Origin of the sequence: Brevibacillus sp. NRRL NRS-603 (genome assembly GCF_003013445.1) — a bacterium.
In the GTDB taxonomy this organism is placed as follows: Bacteria; Bacillota; Bacilli; order Brevibacillales; family Brevibacillaceae; genus Brevibacillus; species Brevibacillus formosus.
In genome coordinates, this window is sequence record NZ_PXZN01000012.1 from 1,023,147 (window position 1) to 1,043,383 (window position 20,237).

22 protein-coding genes are annotated in these 20,237 nt (G+C 44.2%); 3 read left to right on the forward strand and 19 right to left on the reverse strand.

The features are described from left to right. Window positions 1–149 precede the first annotated feature (149 nt). From C7R94_RS11530 to C7R94_RS11560, 7 genes are all read right to left on the reverse strand, one after another. Entirely contained in the window at window positions 150–1,205 is a 1,056-nt protein-coding gene (locus tag C7R94_RS11530; protein ID WP_106781074.1) for a hypothetical protein, read from the reverse strand. Window positions 1,206–1,241: 36 nt separating this feature from the next. Further along, the gene (locus tag C7R94_RS11535; protein WP_106781077.1) at window positions 1,242–2,135 is read right to left on the reverse strand and encodes an AlbA family DNA-binding domain-containing protein; all 894 of its coding nucleotides are present in this window, start codon (window positions 2,133–2,135) and stop codon (window positions 1,242–1,244) included. 84 nt (window positions 2,136–2,219) lie between these two features. Further along, the gene (locus tag C7R94_RS11540) at window positions 2,220–2,558 is read right to left on the reverse strand and encodes an SCP2 sterol-binding domain-containing protein (protein WP_106781079.1); all 339 of its coding nucleotides are present in this window, start codon (window positions 2,556–2,558) and stop codon (window positions 2,220–2,222) included. A 72-nt stretch (window positions 2,559–2,630) separates the two neighbouring features. Further along, window positions 2,631–2,945 (reverse strand): YbjQ family protein, encoded by a 315-nt coding sequence (locus C7R94_RS11545; RefSeq protein ID WP_106781081.1) that lies wholly within the window; start codon window positions 2,943–2,945, stop codon window positions 2,631–2,633. Window positions 2,946–3,070: 125 nt separating this feature from the next. Further along, window positions 3,071–3,883, reverse strand: a complete 813-nt coding sequence (locus C7R94_RS11550; RefSeq protein WP_106781083.1) for a CBS domain-containing protein — start codon at window positions 3,881–3,883, stop codon at window positions 3,071–3,073. Then, window positions 3,880–4,236, reverse strand: coding sequence for a hypothetical protein (locus tag C7R94_RS11555; protein WP_017249346.1), 357 nt, complete (start codon window positions 4,234–4,236; stop codon window positions 3,880–3,882). The genes C7R94_RS11550 and C7R94_RS11555 overlap by 4 nt, the downstream gene beginning before the upstream one ends. 29 nt (window positions 4,237–4,265) lie before the next feature. Beyond that, window positions 4,266–4,988 carry an EAL domain-containing protein gene (locus C7R94_RS11560; protein WP_106781085.1) on the reverse strand — a complete coding sequence of 241 codons (723 nt, stop codon included), beginning with the start codon at window positions 4,986–4,988 and terminating at the stop codon, window positions 4,266–4,268. Between the two features lie 496 nt (window positions 4,989–5,484). Here C7R94_RS11560 and C7R94_RS11565 point away from each other — a divergent pair, with 496 nt between their 5' ends. Together C7R94_RS11565 and C7R94_RS30015 are read left to right on the forward strand one after the other, a co-directional pair. After that, complete coding sequence (locus tag C7R94_RS11565; protein ID WP_106781088.1) at window positions 5,485–5,793, forward strand: protease inhibitor I42 family protein; 309 nt, start codon at window positions 5,485–5,487, stop codon at window positions 5,791–5,793. Window positions 5,794–6,576: 783 nt separating this feature from the next. Beyond that, the gene (locus C7R94_RS30015) at window positions 6,577–6,852 is read left to right on the forward strand and encodes a hypothetical protein (protein ID WP_106781094.1); all 276 of its coding nucleotides are present in this window, start codon (window positions 6,577–6,579) and stop codon (window positions 6,850–6,852) included. Window positions 6,853–7,363: 511 nt separating this feature from the next. Here the strand turns inward: C7R94_RS30015 and C7R94_RS11585 are convergent. The 5 genes from C7R94_RS11585 to C7R94_RS11605 form a co-directional block, all read right to left on the reverse strand. Beyond that, the gene (locus C7R94_RS11585; protein WP_158264673.1) at window positions 7,364–7,918 is read right to left on the reverse strand and encodes a PsbP-related protein; all 555 of its coding nucleotides are present in this window, start codon (window positions 7,916–7,918) and stop codon (window positions 7,364–7,366) included. Between the two features lie 77 nt (window positions 7,919–7,995). After that, entirely contained in the window at window positions 7,996–9,540 is a 1,545-nt protein-coding gene (locus C7R94_RS11590) for a YifB family Mg chelatase-like AAA ATPase (protein WP_106781099.1), read from the reverse strand. A gap of 77 nt (window positions 9,541–9,617) precedes the next feature. Then, window positions 9,618–10,040: an HD domain-containing protein gene (locus C7R94_RS11595; RefSeq protein ID WP_106781102.1), complete on the reverse strand. Its 423-nt coding sequence runs from the start codon at window positions 10,038–10,040 to the stop codon at window positions 9,618–9,620. A 113-nt stretch (window positions 10,041–10,153) separates the two neighbouring features. After that, window positions 10,154–11,298, reverse strand: a protein-coding gene (locus C7R94_RS11600) for an IS3 family transposase (protein ID WP_106781104.1) whose coding sequence is annotated in 2 segments (ribosomal slippage) — window positions 10,154–11,025 and window positions 11,025–11,298 — 1,146 coding nt in all. Because the reading frame shifts where the segments join, the coding sequence is not laid out codon by codon here. Window positions 11,299–11,414: 116 nt separating this feature from the next. Next, on the reverse strand, window positions 11,415–11,924 hold the full coding sequence (locus C7R94_RS11605; protein WP_106781107.1) for a DUF2165 family protein: 510 nt from the start codon (window positions 11,922–11,924) through the stop codon (window positions 11,415–11,417). A gap of 294 nt (window positions 11,925–12,218) precedes the next feature. Between C7R94_RS11605 and pdxR the strand changes: the two genes are divergently transcribed. Continuing rightward, the gene (gene pdxR / locus C7R94_RS11610) at window positions 12,219–13,655 is read left to right on the forward strand and encodes a MocR-like pyridoxine biosynthesis transcription factor PdxR (RefSeq protein ID WP_459553743.1); all 1,437 of its coding nucleotides are present in this window, start codon (window positions 12,219–12,221) and stop codon (window positions 13,653–13,655) included. A 510-nt stretch (window positions 13,656–14,165) separates the two neighbouring features. Here the strand turns inward: pdxR and C7R94_RS11620 are convergent. The 7 genes from C7R94_RS11620 to cyoA all read right to left on the reverse strand — a co-directional run bounded on the left by C7R94_RS11620 (window position 14,166) and on the right by cyoA (window position 20,088). After that, window positions 14,166–15,122 (reverse strand): carbon-nitrogen hydrolase family protein, encoded by a 957-nt coding sequence (locus C7R94_RS11620; RefSeq protein WP_106781112.1) that lies wholly within the window; start codon window positions 15,120–15,122, stop codon window positions 14,166–14,168. Between the two features lie 70 nt (window positions 15,123–15,192). Then, complete coding sequence (locus tag C7R94_RS11625; protein WP_106781115.1) at window positions 15,193–15,765, reverse strand: SCO family protein; 573 nt, start codon at window positions 15,763–15,765, stop codon at window positions 15,193–15,195. Between the two features lie 15 nt (window positions 15,766–15,780). Beyond that, window positions 15,781–16,107, reverse strand: coding sequence for a c-type cytochrome (locus C7R94_RS11630; RefSeq protein ID WP_106781117.1), 327 nt, complete (start codon window positions 16,105–16,107; stop codon window positions 15,781–15,783). A 136-nt stretch (window positions 16,108–16,243) separates the two neighbouring features. Continuing rightward, on the reverse strand, window positions 16,244–16,576 hold the full coding sequence (gene cyoD, locus C7R94_RS11635; protein WP_106781120.1) for a cytochrome o ubiquinol oxidase subunit IV: 333 nt from the start codon (window positions 16,574–16,576) through the stop codon (window positions 16,244–16,246). Continuing rightward, window positions 16,577–17,173, reverse strand: a complete 597-nt coding sequence (gene cyoC, locus C7R94_RS11640) for a cytochrome o ubiquinol oxidase subunit III (RefSeq protein WP_106781122.1) — start codon at window positions 17,171–17,173, stop codon at window positions 16,577–16,579. After that, complete coding sequence (locus tag C7R94_RS11645) at window positions 17,173–19,146, reverse strand: cbb3-type cytochrome c oxidase subunit I (RefSeq protein WP_106781124.1); 1,974 nt, start codon at window positions 19,144–19,146, stop codon at window positions 17,173–17,175. The genes cyoC and C7R94_RS11645 overlap by 1 nt, the downstream gene beginning before the upstream one ends. Window positions 19,147–19,182: 36 nt before the next feature. Continuing rightward, window positions 19,183–20,088 (reverse strand): ubiquinol oxidase subunit II, encoded by a 906-nt coding sequence (cyoA, locus tag C7R94_RS11650; protein ID WP_106781127.1) that lies wholly within the window; start codon window positions 20,086–20,088, stop codon window positions 19,183–19,185. Window positions 20,089–20,237: the final 149 nt, after the last annotated feature.

Here is a 20,237-nt window from a genome sequence, read left to right on the forward strand (position 1 = left end):
TTTAGACCGGTTCAAAGACGTCTGTCTTTTTCCGGTCATAACCTCCACTATCAGTGCAACGTAACTATTCTACGACAAAAACTGCAAAAGTGGTAGTAATATGTTCTTTTTATCGTGACCAGAAATGCGAAAATTCATGAGGAAATTCCTCATTTTCGTAGAGATTGAAACAATTTCCACACGTTTTCAGCGAGTTCATCGTGAATGTACCATGTTTGTTCATACTTAAAATAACGTGGATATACTTCAATTCTCTGTTCTTTATCATTCACCAAAAAATAAAGTTCGTATTGTTTTTTGCCCGGTTCTTTCGGTGGAACAATTAGTGGATCTGCATTTTTTAAAACTCGGACAGATTGATGGGCAATTCCTTGCTCGATCGTCGTTTTAGTGACATCCAACTTTGTATCTTGGACGTTCATTTCACCAATTGCTGTGATGCGAATCCGTGTAGATTTAAATAATTGGTCAATCCTGTCATCCTTACGATTGCTTGGTGGCATCCATTCCGTTAACCGCGAAAAGAGGCTACCCTCTACGTGAAAGAAAAACGTTTCTCTCCCAAAGGGAACCGCAATCAGCGTCGGCGTTAAAATGGCCACTTCGACAGGCTTGTCAGCAGAATTCATTCTCATCCGATAGTTCGGGTAGAGTGGATGTTGCTTGCTGCGACTGTCCACTTCTGGGACTGCCGATTCCATTACTTTCCTGATGTATTCTGCTTCTAATTCGTTCAACACGCGCGCCTGCCCAAGATCCTCTGCAGCTAAACGCACGCTCTGAATTTTTTGTGAGAGCACTCCTTTGCCAGTTAACTTGTTTATCCACTGATAAAAATAGCTGGCACCCGCTCCACGATACGTGTGTCCCCCAAACTCACTTGCCGACTCACCCACTGTCACGACAAGTGGAGCCTGCTGTGTCCGATAAAGGACGAGCGTAAAGCGTACATCTTCTTGCTTTAAAGGCTCTGATGATATTTGTAAATCTTGTCCCTGTCCGGACAGTTCTTGCAAAAACAAGCGCAAGTCCAATAATACTTCCTGTCCATCCGTTGACATCACTGTTACTTTGTCAACCGTACCAAGCTCTTTCTCGATATGATCTTTCATGTCATCAGAAACCTTGCCTGACTGTGCACAGCCCGTGACGAACAAGCTACTCACCATCATAACCAGTAGACACGTACGTAAAGACGATATCACGCAGTAACCCTCCTCGTGTATTCCTGTAAGATAACGCTACAGAAGTCCCAATCGACGGCTGATCTCACTGCCTAGCTTTCGTTTCACGTAAATTTCACCAATTTGGTGCGGATCTTTTACGACAACGGAGCGATTGTTCGTACGAATCACCACATACTTTTCATTGTTTTTATCCAAACCGCAGATCAAATCAGATGAGGCTTCTACAAAAATAGCTACCACTGTTTTCCCATCTATTTTTTTCAACGAAATTTTTGGAAATGGGGTCACAAACGGCGAAGTTTTATCCTGGATGTATTGTGTAATGGCTAAAATGTATTTGTCCGGGTCTCCGTACTGCTCGATCTCATGATCAATCCCGCATACTGTCCCCTCATCTGTAATGCCTAAAAATAAATTTCCGTTGTTTGAATTCGCAAACGCCACAATAGACTTAATAATTCCCGTCTTCGAATAAAGAAAGTCGCGTTTGAATTCAATCATGTCGTTCTCACCAAGTTTTGTTGCTGTTACAGGATCATCAATTCGGCCTAAATAGCGAAAGCGACTGATGGCACCTAAGCGATAGACATATTCTTCAAATATATCAGCAGGCAGAGAAAGGTCTTCTATGCTTGCATCTGTGTTTTGCCACAATTTATATGTTTGCGGAGCAAAGCACATGTCAAACAATACGTTCCCACCGAGCGAGCGTATGTTCATACCAATAGAAGCAGGCATGATCTTCCCCGGATGATAAGGGGCATCTGTTTGCACTTCCAAAACTCCCGAATGAATTAAATAATCGAAATAATGACGCGGTAATAGTACATGTTGCTTTAATAACTGACGTTCTGGCTTAGGTCGTCTGATTTCTTGATAAAAATCAAAACGCACAGATTGTTCTTCCAGTTGGCTTACCATCGCAATCAATGAACAAATATGGCGCATGTTTCCCCTCGTTTTGTGTTAGAGTAGGTGTCATTGTTTGGTCATATTTTAACGCAGCCTTTTAAGAATTGACTAGTTTTTTCGTTATTTTTGTGATTGGTAGTGATGTAAGATTGTTTGCAATTTAAACGAAAGTCCCATTTCTCCGCTAATTTTCAGCTTACCTGTTACAAAAGCAACCGTGGGATTCAAGCGACCCTCTACAAGCTTAATAAAATCTTTGTCAGACAACTCCACTATGCAGCCCGCTTCCCTTGTCACACCCATCGTGTAGTCCGCTCGATTATCGGCAAAAACCACCTCATAGGTGCCCCCCTCTTCCCCACTTAGGACAAAATGGTAAACCGCATGTAATCCAGCGATTCCTTGTGGCTGAGCGTTTATTCTATTCGATAAGTCCTGAAGAGTTTTCTGTACTTGCATGCTCACTTCTCCTTGCTAGTTATGTATGAGGGACCACTTCCGGTAAAAAAAGAAAGCCGGGTGTTTACCGGCTTACTTTACACGGACAGCTGTGCCTGTGGCAATAACCATCATCATACCTTCTCGCAATGTTTCGAAGTCGAGATCAACCCCAATTACTGCGTTTGCACCTAATGCCCGTGCTTTTTCTTTCATTTCACGCATGGCTAGTTCGCGACCTTCTGAGAGCTTGCTCTCATACGAGCCACTTCTGCCTCCGATGATATCCGTAATTCCAGCGAGAAAGTCACGGACTACGTTTGCACCCATGATTACCTCTCCGCTGACGATATCCAAATACTCCTCCACTTCTTTTCCTTGGATCATGCTGGTAGTAGTTACGATCATGTCATTGACACTCCTCATATTGATCTATTCACAATATGTATTACGTACCACAAAATAATCGGTTGCAAAGAAAGATCTAAACCTGTCCAAAAGTGTATGCGCATTGCTAGCAAACTATACTTTTCCTATCCCACAGTGGAAGTGAGTGTTTTGGATGATTTGGCAGCTGAAGAGCCTAAACTTGCTTCAGCGATTAATTCGCGCCAGGACCTAGCGAAGAAGTCTGGTGTTTGGTACCCGTTCACATGGCCAACAGCTGCAGATACAAAGATATCCAGAACGTTTGTTGGACGTGTAATAAGCGAAATGTATTCCTGAATCTGTTCATCGGAAATCGTAGAGATCAAAACAAACTCGTCCCCTGCATAACGACATAAGTAATCCCCCTGTTCTTCAGCCAAAGAGGAGAGAACCGATGAATAGGTGCGGATGACATCATCCCCAAATGGATGGCCATGCAGCTTATTAATTCGGCCAAAGTCGTTCAAATCGATAAAAAGCAAATGGAAAGGTTTACGCTCCTTTAAAAAATTTTCCCCAATAAACTGGATGTAAGGAGCGCGATACAAACCCGATAATGGGTCTCGATATTCTGCTATTTTCATCTCTACGATTTCTTTTGTGATGAATCCGATCAGTTGGTCCTCTTGCTTGACCAAAGCCAGACCACTTTGTTCTTGATGAAGCGCGTGATAGGCCTCCCAAACATTGTGATTGGCTGACAGATAGAACGGCTGACTGCTCATGGCATCGGCAACGATTCGGTTAGGATGAGCGGACAGCACGTCTCTCGTCGTAACCATTCCCAGCACCTCTCCGTGATCCATGACAACTAACGAATCAACATGAGATTCGTTCATTCGCTCCGCCGCATAAGAGACACTTTTGTCAGAGGTGATGGTACAAATCTTCGTCGTCATGATGTCGGAGATGTTCATAATAGATCCACCTCTCGTTGAACAGACAATGCTATTTTCAATTCAGATCGTAGAACCATCGAGTCGCTAATCATACGCTCTGCCTCTTCCAGAATGATTTTCATCAATAATTTTTCATCAATCATTTGCAAAAGGGTATTTCTTAACAAGACTGCCTCAATCTTCGGATGATTCATCTTCAGTAAAGTAAACTGCTCTGGTGAAAGTGCGTCCGCCATTCTCCTTACAGCCTCGGGACCAATCGGTGCTTTCCGCCCGATGATCAACAGATCCTGCATCGGAGGGACTTCAAACTCGGATATTTTTAAGGAAAGCGTTGCTTTCCGAGAATATACGTTGTTATCACTAGCCATAAAAATTCCTCCAATTCTGCATTGCCCTCTTATTCGTCCGGCAAACTGCCTGGTTTACCAAACAAGTATCCCTGGCCGATTGCAACGCCCAATAAAGAAGCACAAGCAAAATCCTCTTCTTCTTCAACTCCTTCGAGAATGAGTTGAGGTGCATCTTTGCAAAAATCAACAAACAATTTTACAGTCTTTTGCTTTTCTAATGAACTCGAGAGCTCTTGCGAAAAAAAGCGATCAATTTTGATGTAATCAGGTGAAATATCTTCAATTTTACTAAATATGTTTGCGCCATCTCCGACATCATCCAACGCAATTAGGAACCCCAACTTTTTCAATTCAGCTATGCGTCGGGTAAAAATAGGCTCGCTCCAGCATTCTCCTTCCATAATCGATTCGTTGATCTCCAAAACGATTTGGGTTAAAAAGGGACGGAAGGAACGAGCGATCTTTTGAATAAAGCCAGGAAATGTGTCTTCTATTATGGTAGAAGGAAAAATATTCACAAATAAAAGCTCGTTTTTGTGTTCAATCGACGAGTGAAAAAAGGTCAAGAGCGCATAATGCAGGGAATGGACGTCGAGTTCTGGCAGCATTTTGTTTTCCTTCGCCAAAGAAAACAATGCCTCTGGATGGATCCCCGCTTTACTGCGAAGTAATACTTCATACCCTATCCTACTTTTCTCAGGAAGTTGACATATTGGCTGAAATGCGTGGTAGTACTCTTTTTTCTTAAATAATTCTGCAATGCTCTCCATCAATTTTCCTTTCCCTTTCCTAGCAAGTATGAACACAAAGAAAAAGCTTCTTCCAGGCTTGAGATATTCTGCGCCTTGGAAGTGCTGGGAAATGTACCTACATGCACGCAAGCAAAAGAGATTCCACTCTCTTAAGGATACTTCTAGTCAGAACAATAACTAGGTAATAAAGATTACAAATATCCGCAGACATTTCGACAATATATGTCTTTGTCCCTACTTATTCGCCAACATCTTGCATATTCCTTTCCAGATCATACTAATTGTTTCAAATTAATTAGGAACATTGTACGTATCATGGCTATTTTCTATCGTTATATATTCGCGATATGACCGATGTATCAAGTAATTCCATAACTTGTAAACCGCTCTGAATCGCTTTCTATAAATAAAAATAGAGATTTTAATGTTTTTTCCGTTGTTAGCAACTATTGAGTCTTTTTCATATGGTATGGAGAATGGGTACCAACTTCATTCAAAGGGAGGGAGGAAGGCCGTGGTCAACACCTCAACGTATACACTGCAAGTTCAGGAGGGCCACTTGTTCACAATTACGCTAGTGGCAAATCCCTCAACCGGCTATCAGTGGGACTTGTCTAATCCAGTGGATGCTCGCTTTTTATCGTTGCATGCCAATCATTTTGTTCCTCCATCATCCCCAGCTCGTATTGGGCAAGAGGGGCATCAAGTGATGTCCTTTCAGGCTTTGCGGCGAGGAATGACGTCGATTTCTTTGAAGTATTGTCGGCCCTGGAATAGTGGGGATTGCGGAGCGTTTGTGTTTTATGTTGTTACCGTTGTGTAGGGGTTACGTTTAAAAAGTACTTACTGTTACGGACTTGGTAGTGAAGTTGTTAGTCTGTATGTGCTGGTTTCATTTCCGAGACAAATGCAGACTAAACAATTTCCCTCGGCAACTTGACTATTTGACATTTGGACAAGCGTTGACATCTTTACAGACATGACTATGCAGCAAAGCAAACTGTACATCAATGCAACAATAGTTGGCCAAGCAAAGTTGAGGGAACAAAGTAAAAGCAAGAGCTGCAGGTTGATTCAAACCGCACATATTGATAATCATCCAGACATATATGGTATAATTTGGATGAGGTGAATAATATGGGATTCATTGTTTTATCTGCATTGTATCTTAACCCTATTCTGGCTATTTTGTTCTTTGTTAACTTTACATTTATTATGAAGAAAATTGTCAACAATAAGGATTATAGGCGAAATGCTGTTTTTGGATCATTGCTGATTTTTTGGATCTTTTTTTCTTATGGAATGCTCATTATGGCAAGGTAGTTGTTTTAGGAAGTGAGCAAATTCAAATGAATACAAAAAAATTTCCTTGTCCATGTTGCGGTTATCAATCGCTCTGCCATGATGGAGAGAGGGTGATCGTTTGAACATGGCGAACCATTTATTAAAAAGCCTACAATGACGAAAAAGATAAAAAGTAGATGCCACTTACCTGGGACTAAATTTGTAATGATCACAGTGCTAATTACTGTGCTAATCTGTTTCTCAACGAAAATGTTGGAAATTACTACTTTGCACAAAATCCGATACATTGGAGCTGAATGTATTGTTCAAACGTTATACAAATAAATACGCTCGTTGGATTCGGATTCTGGCTTTTGTTATTACGATAGTTGGTTTTATTGTCGGGTTATATATTTGGTTCGACGATCTTTATGATAATTTTCTTCATTTTCTAACCAGTGTGTTTTATTCCATCATTCCTTCTATATTCTTGCTTGGATTTGCGGAAGTAATTGAAATCTTATACCGTATTCACTTACGATTAGAATTTACTGCAGAAGATAAGACCTTGTTTGATGAAACTAGTGAGTCTGAATAAAGTTGAAATTTACATGTATACACTTCATATTAAAAAAATGAAATATGTTGAGGAGAATATGAGCAGGTTTACTTCGAATATCATTAAAAGGAAAACACCGTACTCCCCTTTTATGGACATCGAAGATGATAGTCCTGGTGGCCGTCTTAGAGCAGCACGTACAGCAAAGCAGATGTACTTGGTCGATCTTGCCGCTGCCACAGGATTGTGGTTTCCCCTCCTAGCTTTAGACGACTTTCCAAAGTGCTTGGCGTCTCAGTTGCTTTTCTTAGTTGTTTTGAGAAACTGCCAGAATCAACTTTAGGGGAACGGATTATTAAAGCACGCTTTTACTATGGGTACACCAAGAGAGAATTTGCTGTGCTTCCCCCGAAGAGCTTACAAAAGGGAAATTTCAATTTCGAATTTTCAGCCTGAATAATTGTTACTTTTATAAAATCGTTTGAAGTTTAAAAAGAAAATGTCCCTTACTATAGAAGGGACATTTTACTATTGGTTATAAAACCGTTAATTATTCCAATATTTTAAAGGAGTTTGTCACTTTATCTATTGTCGAAGCGTATTTGTTAAGATCTCCATCCTGGCATGCAAATCCTATTACATAGCCCGTTTTACCTTTCACCAAAAAAGTTAGTCTATAGGCTATATTTACATTATCTCGTTTTCCTTTAAATAGGATTTCAAGAGCTGAAACTTCATTAATAGTTAGGTTGGAAGTATTTTGAACTTCAAGCCCAGGAGACTGTTTCTTCATCTTCTCAATAATTTCATTTTTATAGGTTTCCATGGGCGCCCGAGCTACATCGGGCAGGGTAGTCGACATTACCATAATATGTTCTGAAATAAAGTCTTCATCACTATTCTTTGGGGAGTTAAACGCAACACTACCGTCATTTGAATCTTCGACAACCGCCCAATCAAATGGGTAAGATATCGAAAACTTATTATTTCTATATTCTTTGAATTCAGTTGCCTCAACTGTTTCGTTTGTTTGGGAGCAACCAAATAGAAAACTCACCACAAAACAGCAGTGGATCCAGATTCTTAGATGACGTGGTATTTTCATTTTTATCCTCCAGAAAGTCATTATTCGTTTAACTATGATAAATGAACATTGCGTTCAACATTCATAATTATGTAGTATCAAAAAAGTAATCCACGATCCAATGCTCGGTAACGAATTGCTTCAGCTACATGTGCAACCTCTACGTTGGAAGCGCCATCTAAATCTGCAATCGTTCTCGCCACTTTCACAATTCTATCGTAGGCTCTTGCACTCAAACCTAACGTCTCGAAGGCAAGCTGCAGCATCTCCTGCCCTTCCTTGTCCAGCTGAGCGAAATGGCGCAGCTCTTCTCCATTCATCACACTATTAAAAGGACATCCGGGACGATAGTGGTATCTTTCGCATTGGACCGCCCTCGCTAGTTCTACTCGCTGCTGAATGTCTTTTGAAAACTCCTCTGCTTTTCTGTTGTGAAGAAGTTGAACGGGTACTCTCGGCACCTCGATGTGCAGATCGATGCGGTCTAGCAAGGGACCTGAGAGCTTTGAGCGGTATTTGTAGATTTGTTGGGGAGAGCATGAGCAGGTTTGCTTCTCTCTGGTACCGAAGAATCCGCACGGACAAGGATTGCACGAACCAATTAACAGAAACCGAGCAGGAAAGGTAAAAACCTGCTTAGATCGTCCAATCGTGACAACCCCTGATTCCAGCGGCTGACGCAGTACCTCTAATACATGCCGAGAAAACTCGGGCATCTCATCCAGGAAGAGGATCCCACCGTGAGACAAGCTACACTCTCCGGGACGTGGAATTTGCGCACCACCGCCAATCAGTGCAGTAGCGGTAATCGTATGGTGCGGGGCCCGAAAAGGTCTTTCCTCGACAAGCCCACTCTCCTGCTTCAATTGACCAGCAATACTGTATATTTTCGTTACTTCGTACGATTCATGAATAGTCATGTTGGGCATGATACTGGGCAGGCAAGTAGCCAAAAGTGTTTTCCCTGAACCTGGAGGCCCCACCAATATCACATTATGAAATCCAGCTGCTGCGATCTCCAAGCCACGTTTTACAAATTGCTGTCCGTAAACATTGGCAAAGTCCGGAGGCAGCTGGTTTGCATTTGTTTTGCCTGTCTCTGATTCGGGAAAAATCAAGTCTAAGTTCTTACTATGTAGTCCTTCTTTCCAATAGTTCACGGCCTCTTCCAGATTGCTCGCTGCCAATACAGTAATGTCGACTAGCCGTGCTTCCGCTGAATTTTGTTTCGGGAGAATCACGTGGGTAAATCCTGCATTTTTCGCTTCTAGCAGGATGGGGAGTACACCCGTTACAGGGCGAAGAGAACCGTCTAATGCCAACTCTCCTAGAACGAGGATTCTCTCTGGTCTAGGGAGCATTTGCTTTGAGGCTAGTAAAATTCCAAAGGCAATAGCAAGGTCAAAGCCTGAGCCTTCCTTGCGCTGGTCTGCTGGTGCCAGGTTGACGGTGATCCGCTGCATTGGATAGTCGTATCCTGCGTTGCGTAAGGCGGCACGAACACGATCTCTTGCTTCTTTTACCGCTGAACCGCCAAGTCCGACCAAATCGAATTGAGGCAAGCCATTTGCTATGTCTGTTTCTACAGTGACGACCATTCCGTCTATGCCGAGCACCGTGCCTGAATAACTACATGCGTACATGTCCTCTCCCCCTCTAGTTATAGGGTAGGATAAGATAGAGGGGGTGGGCAAGTAAATTGGAGCTTTTGCCTGTACGTTTATGTCGAGAGCAATTCTTTAATGGCTTCTTTGTAACGTAACAACCGCTCATGGTCTTTTGGTTTTGGATCTGGAATACGGCTCAAGTCACAATTATCTTGCAGATCTGCTAGTTTCACAATCCTTGCTATCGGGTTGCGTTTTGCTCTTTTGACAAATTCCATATAAGTTTCATCTTCATCTCTGGTAACAGCTAATACAGCCTCAACAATCTCATTTGAAAACCCCGCTTGAAATAAATCTTCTTTCGTTACCTCTGTGTCTTCTAGTACATCATGGAGTACAGCAACGATCATCGATTCCTTACTTGGCATCTTCATCATTAACCTTAATGGATGAAGTATGTAAGGATTTCCACCTTTATCAAGTTGTCCAGTATGTACATTGGTAGCAATTACAATCGCTTTTTCTAATGTACTCATCTGCTTCCCCTTTTCTTATGAACTGCCAATTTTATTGAACATTTATAAAAAAGCCCACCTATGGTCGGGACTGACCCCCGTTTGTAGGACAGGGATCAAAACACCTTACAAGTTTAAGCAGCCAGTCGTCGGAATTCAACCGGCGACTGGTTGTTTAGTTTCGTTTGAATACGAATTGAGTTATAGTAGGTAATATAATCTCGAATGGTTTGTACGACGATTGCCGTCGTTGTACTCGTGAGGCCTTCGAGATAGAACGTTTCAGACTTTAGCGTGGAATGAAACGATTCGATGGGGGCATTATCAGCGGGCATTCCCTTGCGGGACATGCTCATGATAATGCCTTTTCCTTTTACTGCCTCTTGATAAGCTTGAGACGTGTACACACTGCCTTGATCACTATGCAATATCATTCCTGGTCGATTAGGAAGTTGATTTAACGTATCTAAGACAAACGAAGTGTCTTGTTTATCTGCTATGGTGTAAGCAACAATCTCTCCATTGTACAAATCTAAGATACTTGATAAGTACAACATTTTCCCACCAAACGGCAAATATGTAATATCTGTCACTAGCTTTTGCATCGGAGCTTCAGCATGAAATTGACGTTGTAGCAGATGTTCAGCTGATTGTGAAGGTTGTCCCGTTGGTTTACGTTTCTTGATGCGGACTCGACATTGCAGTTGTTCTACTTGCATAATCCGTTGCACACGCTTGTGATTAATTCGTTGTTCAATCCGAAGGAGTGCCGTAATCTTTCGATAGCCATAACGAAATTTATGTAGGGAACATAGCTGCCGAATCTTTTCGACTATAGGGTCCTTTTGTTTCGTTTTAAACACTGACCTCCAACGATAATAGGTGGATCGGGCAATACCCAACCAAGCACAAGCTTGTGTAATATTCACTTCTCCTCTGATGGATTCCATCCATGTGACCACGATTCTAGGTGTCACCTCCTTTCCAATTCCGTGTACTTTTTTAGCACATCCAGTTGTTGTTTCAAAAATCGATTTTCTGCTTTCACTTTCTCAAGCTCTGAAGTGTACTCAGGACCTTTGCCAAAGCTATATTGTTTGCCAACAGGTTGTTCTAGTCGATGAAGCTCACCCTCTCGATACCACTTCATCCAGACCTTTAGCTGAGTCACATTGCGGATTCCGAGTTTCTCCATAACCTCCTTTACTGGAACACCTGCCAATCTCATTTGAATCGCCTGCATCTTGACTTCCACGGGGTAACTCACTCTAGTTGACAATGCAAAAACACCTCCAAGATTGTCCCCATATCTTACGACATGGTTTAGTTCTCTTGAAGGTGTTTTGATTTGTCTCACATTACGGGGTCAGTCCCTAAAGGAACGTGGCTCTTGTATTAACTATCTGTTAATTCTCGATCTCGCAAGGAAACCAAAATAACAAATCCAATCATCACCTCTGTAATGTTAAACGCTACCTGCTGACCATTCCATACTTGTGATTGCCACATAGCGAACCACTCCGCGCCCACAATGGCAAATCCGAAAAACCAGATGCAAAAAGCAGCCATGTATGCGGTGTATGCGAATGTTTTCGAGTTATTGAACGTTTTTGCATCCTTCTTTACATTACGCAGCATATTTCCTGCAGCGATCCAACCCAAAAGTGAGAATAACCCTTCCGCAATGATGATTCCGATATAAGCTATGGTGTGAGCAGTAGGATTAGTAATCGCTCGCCACATAAGTGCGTTACCCTCAAACGTGGTATCCATGGACAGAACGTGTTGGACAAATTGATAATTGGAATGGTAGTCCATCAGATTTCCTAAGAAAATGGATGTTCCAAATGCTGCGGATAATGCTACAACCAAAACCTTCAAATACCGTAACGTCAAATTACTCATTGATGCTCAACACCTCTTTTCCCATATACTGTCTTTACTCATTCTCGATCGGCTTGACACACCCTTTCTCCCTGTAAGTAAAATCTATCTATTTTCATCACGAGTATTCATCTCCACTAGATGGAAACCTAATCATACTCATTCAGAAATGGAACCATCCCACTCATGATTTTTTCCCCATGCATGTTCAACAGTTTGGAACGGTTTTGTCACATGTATTTTTCTTAACAATGTTATGATGAAATGGATTCCCCCATATAACAAACAACGAATATGTACAAGGTTGTGATTATCATTTGGAAGCCTGATCGGTCGAGCAGTCAAACTTTATACCACCAAATAGCCGATGAGATTGAACGCAGAATTTCATATGGAGAGTTCCCACCTGGGAGCCTGCTCCCTTCTGAGAGAAAACTGGCTGAGCAATTAGGAGTAAACCGAAGCACTGTTATTCTAGCGTACGAGGAACTTCGGGCATTAGGCATCATTGAGAGCAGAACAGGAAGCGGTACTCGTGTATGTAAAAATAAATGGGAAGCAACTCCGAAGCATACACCGAACTGGCATCGATATGTAGAAGGTGGTCAATTCCTCCCGAATTTGTCTTATCTGCGTCGGATCAGAGAGGCCTTGCAAAAAGACAGCAGCCTCATCGATTTTGCGAGTGGAGAATTGTCTTCCCAGCTCTCACCAAGCAAGGAAATCAGTACACAGATGAAGGAAAACCCCTTCACCGAATATTTGGGATACGACAATCCGCAAGGCTTTACGCCATTGCGTGAAGAGCTGGTCTCGTATTTGTCACGATACCGGAATGTACAAACAACGGACTCTTCCATTTTGATCACGTCAGGTTCCCAACAATCCCTGTATTTGATCACCCAATGTCTGCTTGCACCCGGCGATGCAGTTGCCATCGAAGATCCCTCTTATTGTTACTCGTTGCCTATGTTTCAATCTGCTGGCCTTCGTCTGTTCCGCCTTCCCGTCAGCCATAATGGAATGAATCCAGAGGATATTCGAGCACTGTATAAAAAACATCGGATCAAGATGATCTTCATCAATCCTACTTTTCAAAACCCTACAGGGGTTTGTCTTGATCCCGCTCGGCGCGCGCAGCTGTTGGATGTAGCAAGCGAGCTTGGTCTTCCGATTGTAGAGGACGATCCTTTCAGTCTCACTTCCTATGACGGCAAGCCTCCACTGCCACTCAAATCATTGGATCAGCTTGGCTCCGTTCTCTACATCGGCTCCTTTTCCAAAATTGCTGCATCCGGTTTACGAGTCGGTTGGATGGTGGCCCCTCATTCCGTTGTCGAGCGATTGGCAGATGCCCGCCAGCAGATGGATTTTGGCCTGAGCGTGGTGCCACAAAAAATCGCAGCCCAGTTTTTGCATTCCGACAACTTCCTGCCGCATTTAGAGCGGTTGCGTATGCATTTACAGTACAGAAGAGATTTGCTTGTGGAGACACTGCAAAAAGAGTTGCCCAACGAGCTTTCGTTCACCATTCCCCAAGGCGGATTACACTTGTGGTGTAAAATTAACCCGGATGTGAACGACAACCAATTATTTGAAGAAGCCCTTCGCAGAGGCGTCGTTTTTGTGCCAGGCAGTGTGTATGGTTCAGACTCCGGCTACGTTCGCTTTACCTTTGCGCGGCCTAAAGAAGAGGAAATTGCGCTGGGTGTCGCTAAATTTGCGGATGCGTTGAAGGCTGTTTTGTCATAAAGATGGTGGTCCAGGGACGGTTGTGGTCGCGGGAAGCCCTGCCATATGCTTTCCAGTCGCCTGTATCGTCTCTGCGTTCGGGCGGTCTCCTTCCAAACATGTGACAGGACTTTCGTACAGCTTTTGTTTCTTTCAAGCTTTATAGATCGTTTTGCATACTAGAACAGGGGAGCTTGATACCACTGATTTACTTCCTTGGATTCACGTTCAAGCCCTTTGGCTAAAGCTGCGCAGGAAGAAGCGCATTTCCAGTCCAAGCGCCTCTGGAGCCCATCCCAGCTTCGGAACAAATGGCGGGGAATTTAAGCTTCACTTATGGAACGCTTCATGGAAACTTCTACGTCTGAAGCGCTCCCGCCATTTGTTCCGAAGCGGACAGTCTTTACCCCTTGCGGGGCGTAGGCCGAAGCGTAGACTGGAAATGCGCTTCTTCCCCCACCACAGCAACTAAAAAAAGGCCTCCACCGCTTTTATCAAGCAATGGAGACCTTCTGCATTCTACAAACGGACTTACTTCATCCACTTCACATTCTCTTTTTTCTCTTCATTCACCAACAACGTAAAAACATCTGGTCGCGAGTAATGTCCAACGACATCAAAATCGAATTGGCTATAAGCGATATCTCGAATGTCCAGATCAGCGTAGAGAATCTCCTCCCGACCAAAAACAGGCTCTACGATATAGTCACCCAATGGCCCCACAATCGCACTTCCACCTCTGCACATCTCGTCTGGCGAAGAAGCCAGATCGTCGTAGCAGGCCAAATCAGTCGGATACATCTCTTTTGTTACGTACTGATTGCTCGATAAAACGAAGCATCTGCCTTCCAGTGCGATATGGCGGATGGTAGCTTGCCATGCATCCCTCGCGTCTGCTGTAGGCGCGATGTAGATTTGAACGCCTTTTGCATACATCGCTGCTCGCGCTAGCGGCATATAATTCTCCCAACAAATCAGGGCCCCGATCTTACCATAAGGAGTATCGAATACCGGCAAAGTGCTTCCGTCCCCTTCGCCCCAAATCAACCGTTCGGATGCAGTCGGCTTCAGCTTGCGATGCACGCCGAGCAATTCACCATCCGGTCCGAAAAATAAGACGGAACAATATAAGGTGCCGCCGCTATTTTCATTGTCTCTCTCGATCACGCCAATGACGAGATACACGCCAGCCTTACGTGCTGCCTCCCCGAGCTTGTCTGTCTCTTCACTGGGGACGACAATCGAATTGTCCCAATAACGAAACCAGTCTTTACGCCCCTCATAGGAACGACTGCCTACCTTCGTCCCAAAAGCAAGGCCTCTCGGATACGCCGGGATAAAAGCTTCGGGAAAAACAACGATTTTCGCTCCCTTTTCTCCTGCTTCCAGTGTGAGTGAAACAGCCTTTTCCGTACTTGCCTCAAGGTCCATGATGACAGAAGCAGCTTGAACAACAGCAACTCGAACGTTTTGTTGCGGATTAGACATATTGACCTCCCCTGCTCTCCTAGAGAAATTCGCTTGTTCCCCTACTATTCGGTGTATCCAAGGGTCTCCCCTACTGCTGCAACAATTTAATAGCCTCGATGATTTTATCGTAAGGCACGTCCGTCATTCCGTCATAGCGACCAACCAGATTCCCCTGTTGATCGACCAGATACAACAGCGTATCATGGATGACCTGATCGGAGTTCGGGTCCTTGGATATCGGTGTCTTAAACGATTTGAGAATGAACGTTTTGATCTCCTCGAACGTATAGCCAGTCAAAGCGTGCCAGTTTGAGAAATCCGCATTGAATTTGCTGAGATACGTTTTTAACGCTTCTGGCGTGTCTCTTTCTGGATCGACGGAAAAGGAGACGAACTCCACATCCAGACCCGCTTCTTTTGCTTTTTTTTGCAATTCGGCCATGTTTGCTGTCATCGTCGGACAGACGGTTCCACAATACGTAAAAATAAAGTTGGCGATCCATACCTTGTTTTCTAAATCAGTGGAAGAGAAAGGCTGCCCTTCCTGATCCGTATACGCAAATTGATGAACCGGATTGTTTAGATCATATCTTGCTGGACCACACGCAGTTACCAAAACCATCAGGATACTGAGCATGATCAACCAAGCTGTTTTTTTCATTGTACCGTCCCTCTCCTATTCCTTTTTCTCAGAGAGCCACTTCGCTAACTGACCGATTTCTTCTGCGCTGAGCACTTTTTCATAACCAGGCATGCCATTTGCGCCGACCGTAATTATTTCAACGAGGTTTTCCTCCGTCATTTTCGAGCCAACTTGCTGCAAGCCTGGACCCACCCTACCGGATAAATCGTTACCATGGCAGCTCATGCAATTATTTTTGTATAGCTTCATCGCACTTTTCTCTGCATCTGCAACTTCTGTTTGCTCTTCCGTTGCGGCATTGCTGCATGCAGTTGCAACCAAGAACAGTGAGCCAATCAGAAGATACTTGATGGCTTTCACAGAAACCCCCTACCTTTCTGACGGGAATAACGTTACCTTACAAAAAGGGACGGCCTGCTGTATCTCCTACCACTGTGCAGGCACAATACCGAGAATCAGGGCGTACAGCAGTACGCCCCCGATTGAATTTATGTCACTATAGTGCGACCATGTTGTACATCATGATCCAGATGGAGCCGATCACGATGAGGAATACGATAAACACCCCGAGTAAGAGCGACATCAAATTGTAGCGTGGTTTATCCTCTTCTTTTAGGTGCATGAAGAAGAATAACTGGACAATAAACTGGAACAGAGCCGCTCCTAAATAGATGATGAGTCGCTTATCACTATCCAACCAACCGTTCTCAAGGGCCAGAATAGGAATGATTGTGAATACAAGCGACAAGACGAAACCGATCACATACGATTTCAAGGAACCATGACCGCCGTGTTGTTCTGTCGTGCCATGCACAGATTGCTTGCTCAATTAATTCACCCCCATCACATACACGATGGTGAAGACGAAAATCCAAACAACATCAAGGAAATGCCAGAACAAGCTGATGATATTTACTTTTCGTTTCGTTACGGGTGTAATGCCGTGCTTCGCGATTTGCATGATGACGATGATCATCCACCCCATACCGAGCGTCACGTGCAATCCATGCGTTCCTACCAAGGTGTAAAAGGCAGTCAGAAATGCACTCGTTCCAATCGTCGCCCCTTCACTAACCATGTGAATGAACTCGTTGATTTCCAAGAACAAGAAGGATGCTCCCAAAAATACGGTGACTCCCAGCCAGTTCATCAAAGCAAGACGATTCCCCTTATTCATAGCGAGAATCGCCAGACCGCTCGTAAAGCTACTGGTCAGCAAAATAAACGTACTCGCGTAAATCCCATTCATTTGAAAAAGCTCTTTTGGACCTGGTCCACCATCCGTGTTGCCTTGCAGTACGATATACGTCGCAAACAAGGTAGCGAACAAGATGACATCTGTCATGAGGTAGATCCAAAAGGCAAACGTGCGCAATTCCTCTTGGTCTGGATGATGATCATGATGTCCAGCATTCACATTAGCCATTACGTAATCACCCTCCCTGCTTCGGCCTCTGTACGTTTAATCTCTTCCACCGTGACATAATAGTCCGTGTCGTAGTTAAACGAGTGAACAACCATACACGCAATCACACCGATAACCCCTGGTACAGCCATCCATAGCCAGTCAAAAATCAAACCGAATCCGACAAAGAACCAGAACGTGGACATTACAATCGGAATACCGGAGTTTTTCGGCATATGAATCGGTTCCAGTTCTACTTTCGCTGGCTTTTCCAAGCCTTGCTCGATACGAAGCTTTCTTTCATGCCAATCATCTTGAGACGTTACCTGCGGCATTACAGCAAAGTTATAGAACGGGGCTGGAGAAGGAATCGACCACTCTAATGTACGTGCATTCCATGGGTCTCCGGTTGTATCTCTCTTCATGTGCTTGATGCTGTGTGCAATGTCCCAAATTTGGACTAGGAATGCAGCTCCCATGATCACGGCACCGATCGTCGATACCAGGTTCATTTCGAACCAGCCTTTGTCCCAGCCATACGTGTAAAGACGACGTGTCATACCCATCAAGCCCAATGCGTATTGCGGCATGAAGCACAGGTAAAACCCGATGTTCCACAGCCAGAAAGCCCAACGGCCGATACGCTCATTCAGCTTGAATCCAAAAATCTTCGGCCACCAGTAATACAAGCCCGCAAAGAATCCAAACACGACACCCGCAATGATCACTTGATGGAAGTGTGCAATGAGGAAGTAGCTGTTGTGATACTGGAAGTCAGCAGGTGCTACAGACAGAAGTACACCCGTCATCCCACCGATGACGAAGTTCGGGATAATCCCAACCGTCCACAGCATCGGCGTCTCGAACGTAATTTTTCCTCGGAACATCGTAAACAGCCAGTTAAACACTTTCACACCTGTCGGAATCGCAATCAGCATTGTCGTGACCGCGAAGAACGCATTGACGTCCGCACCGGAGCCCATTGTGAAGAAATGGTGAGCCCATACGAGGAACGAGAGAACGCTAATGATGATCATCGCAAACACCATGGATTTATAGCCAAACAGCTTTTTCCGAGAGAACGTCGCGACGATCTCGGAGAAAATCCCGAATGCTGGCAGAACGATAATATATACTTCCGGGTGACCCCACATCCAAATCAAGTTGATATACATCATCGGATTACCGCCGCCGTCCAAGGTGAAAAAGTGCCCACCCAAATAGCGGTCGATAAACAGCAGTGCCAGTGTAACAGTCAAGATCGGGAATGCGAAAACGATTGCGATACAACTCGACAAAACCGACCAGGAAAACATCGGCATTTTCATCAAAGTCATACCTGGAGCACGCACTTTCAAGATCGTGACAATAAAGTTAATCCCGGTCATCAAACTACCGATACCTGAAATCTGAATCCCCCAAATGTAGAAATCCTGACCTGGTCCCGGGTTGAAGGCTAGCTCCGAATACGGCGGGTAAGCCAGCCATCCAGCATCCGGAGAACCCCCTATGACGAAGGACAAGTTAAACAGCATCGCCCCTGAGAAAAACAGCCAGAAGCTGAGTGCATTCAGAAACGGAAAGGCTACGTCACGTGCTCCGAGTTGCAGCGGCACGATGACATTGAACAAACCAAACATAAGCGGCATCGCCATAAACAGAATCATAATGACGCCATGCGTCGTAAAAATCTGGTTGTAGTGATCGCCACTCAAAAACTGCATCTCAGGCATGACGAGCTGCGCCCGCATTAGGAGAGCATCTACCCCTCCTCGAAACAGCATGAGAACGGAAGCGAGAATGTACATGATACCGATCTTCTTGTGATCGACAGTTGTCAGCCATTCGCGCCAGAGCCATCCCCATTTTTTAAAGTAAGTCAGCACCGATACGATTGCGATGATACTGAGCACAATGCTGACGTCCGCACCGTAAATAAGTGGATCGCCTGTTACGAAAAATTCAGAGGCGAATTCTTTCACACTCTCCCACATCGTTGTCTCTCTCCTCCCTCTTTCCATTTCAACCGACTATTCTTTCACCCGCGCTGGCGGTTGCACTCTCGTAGATAAGCCGTGATTGTGTGAAGCAGCATACTTAGTCACCGTCATCTCGTACAATCCTTCAGGGAAAGCGGAGAAATAACGTACATCCGATGTTCCTTGTTTGGTCAGCTCTTTGTAACCATCTAGCGTCAGCTCAGGGGAAGTATGTTTCACCTGATTCACCCATTGATTAAAGTCTTCTTGGGAAGTCGCATTCGCTGTGAAGAACATCTTCGCAAATTCTTTTCCGGTAAAGTTCGCACCAGATCCCATGTATTCACCCTGCTCATCTGCTTGCAGGTAGAGAGTCATAGACATGCCTGACATGGCATAAATCTGACCACCGAGCTGTGGAATCCAGAATGAATTCATCGGGGCGTCAGATGTCACTTCGAAACGTACTGGCACATCCTCCGGGAACTGCACATAGTTCACAGTGGCAATGCCTTGTTCGGGATATTGGAACAGCCACTTCCAATCCAAATTCGTCACTTGAATCGTGATCGGTTTCTTATCGGATTCCAACGGCTTGGATGGCTCCAGCGAATACGTGTACCGAACTGTCACGATCCCAATTAACGTAATAATGATGATGGGAATGCCCCACCAAATGATTTCCAGTTTCGTACTGTGTTCCCAATCAGGCGTGTACTTCGCCTTTCTGCCTTTTCTGTCACGGTATCGCCATACAATGACAAAAGTAAGAATTAGCACAGGAACAATCACAATTAGCGTTAAAAGCGTGGATAAAATCATTAAGTCTTTTTGCTGTTCACCAATGGGTCCCTTCGGATCGAGCACGATATAGTTATCAGCGCAACCGGTCGTCAAGAACAGCAGGATGAACATGAACAAAAATGACATACAGCGTACTGCCTTGGACGTCTTCATGTCCTTGTCCTCATCTCCTATCACCATGCACGGGGTACTATTGAAACAAGTCTTACTCTAAAGCCGGACCATTGGAGTGTCACCAGCCAATGACAAAGTGGATCAACCAGCCATGTTCAAGAATCCGTTGTATTTTGGACACTTTTTAG

Excerpts from the sequence above, each read along its gene's own strand:
- C7R94_RS11535 (WP_106781077.1), bottom strand. The coding sequence starts at position 2,135 with ATGCGCCATATTTGTTCATTGATTGCGATGGTAAGCCAACTGGAAGAA.
- C7R94_RS11540 (WP_106781079.1), bottom strand. The coding sequence starts at position 2,558 with ATGCAAGTACAGAAAACTCTTCAGGACTTATCGAATAGAATAAACGCT.
- C7R94_RS11545 (WP_106781081.1), bottom strand. The coding sequence starts at position 2,945 with ATGATCGTAACTACTACCAGCATGATCCAAGGAAAAGAAGTGGAGGAG.
- C7R94_RS11550 (WP_106781083.1), bottom strand. The coding sequence starts at position 3,883 with ATGAACATCTCCGACATCATGACGACGAAGATTTGTACCATCACCTCT.
- C7R94_RS11555 (WP_017249346.1), bottom strand. The coding sequence starts at position 4,236 with ATGGCTAGTGATAACAACGTATATTCTCGGAAAGCAACGCTTTCCTTA.
- C7R94_RS11560 (WP_106781085.1), bottom strand. The coding sequence starts at position 4,988 with ATGGAGAGCATTGCAGAATTATTTAAGAAAAAAGAGTACTACCACGCA.
- C7R94_RS11585 (WP_158264673.1), bottom strand. The coding sequence starts at position 7,918 with ATGAAAATACCACGTCATCTAAGAATCTGGATCCACTGCTGTTTTGTG.
- C7R94_RS11590 (WP_106781099.1), bottom strand. The coding sequence starts at position 9,540 with ATGTACGCATGTAGTTATTCAGGCACGGTGCTCGGCATAGACGGAATG.
- C7R94_RS11595 (WP_106781102.1), bottom strand. The coding sequence starts at position 10,040 with ATGAGTACATTAGAAAAAGCGATTGTAATTGCTACCAATGTACATACT.
- C7R94_RS11605 (WP_106781107.1), bottom strand. The coding sequence starts at position 11,924 with ATGAGTAATTTGACGTTACGGTATTTGAAGGTTTTGGTTGTAGCATTA.
- C7R94_RS11620 (WP_106781112.1), bottom strand. The coding sequence starts at position 15,122 with ATGTCTAATCCGCAACAAAACGTTCGAGTTGCTGTTGTTCAAGCTGCT.
- C7R94_RS11625 (WP_106781115.1), bottom strand. The coding sequence starts at position 15,765 with ATGAAAAAAACAGCTTGGTTGATCATGCTCAGTATCCTGATGGTTTTG.
- cyoC (WP_106781122.1), bottom strand. The coding sequence starts at position 17,173 with ATGGCTAATGTGAATGCTGGACATCATGATCATCATCCAGACCAAGAG.
- C7R94_RS11645 (WP_106781124.1), bottom strand. The coding sequence starts at position 19,146 with ATGTGGGAGAGTGTGAAAGAATTCGCCTCTGAATTTTTCGTAACAGGC.
- cyoA (WP_106781127.1), bottom strand. The coding sequence starts at position 20,088 with ATGAAGACGTCCAAGGCAGTACGCTGTATGTCATTTTTGTTCATGTTC.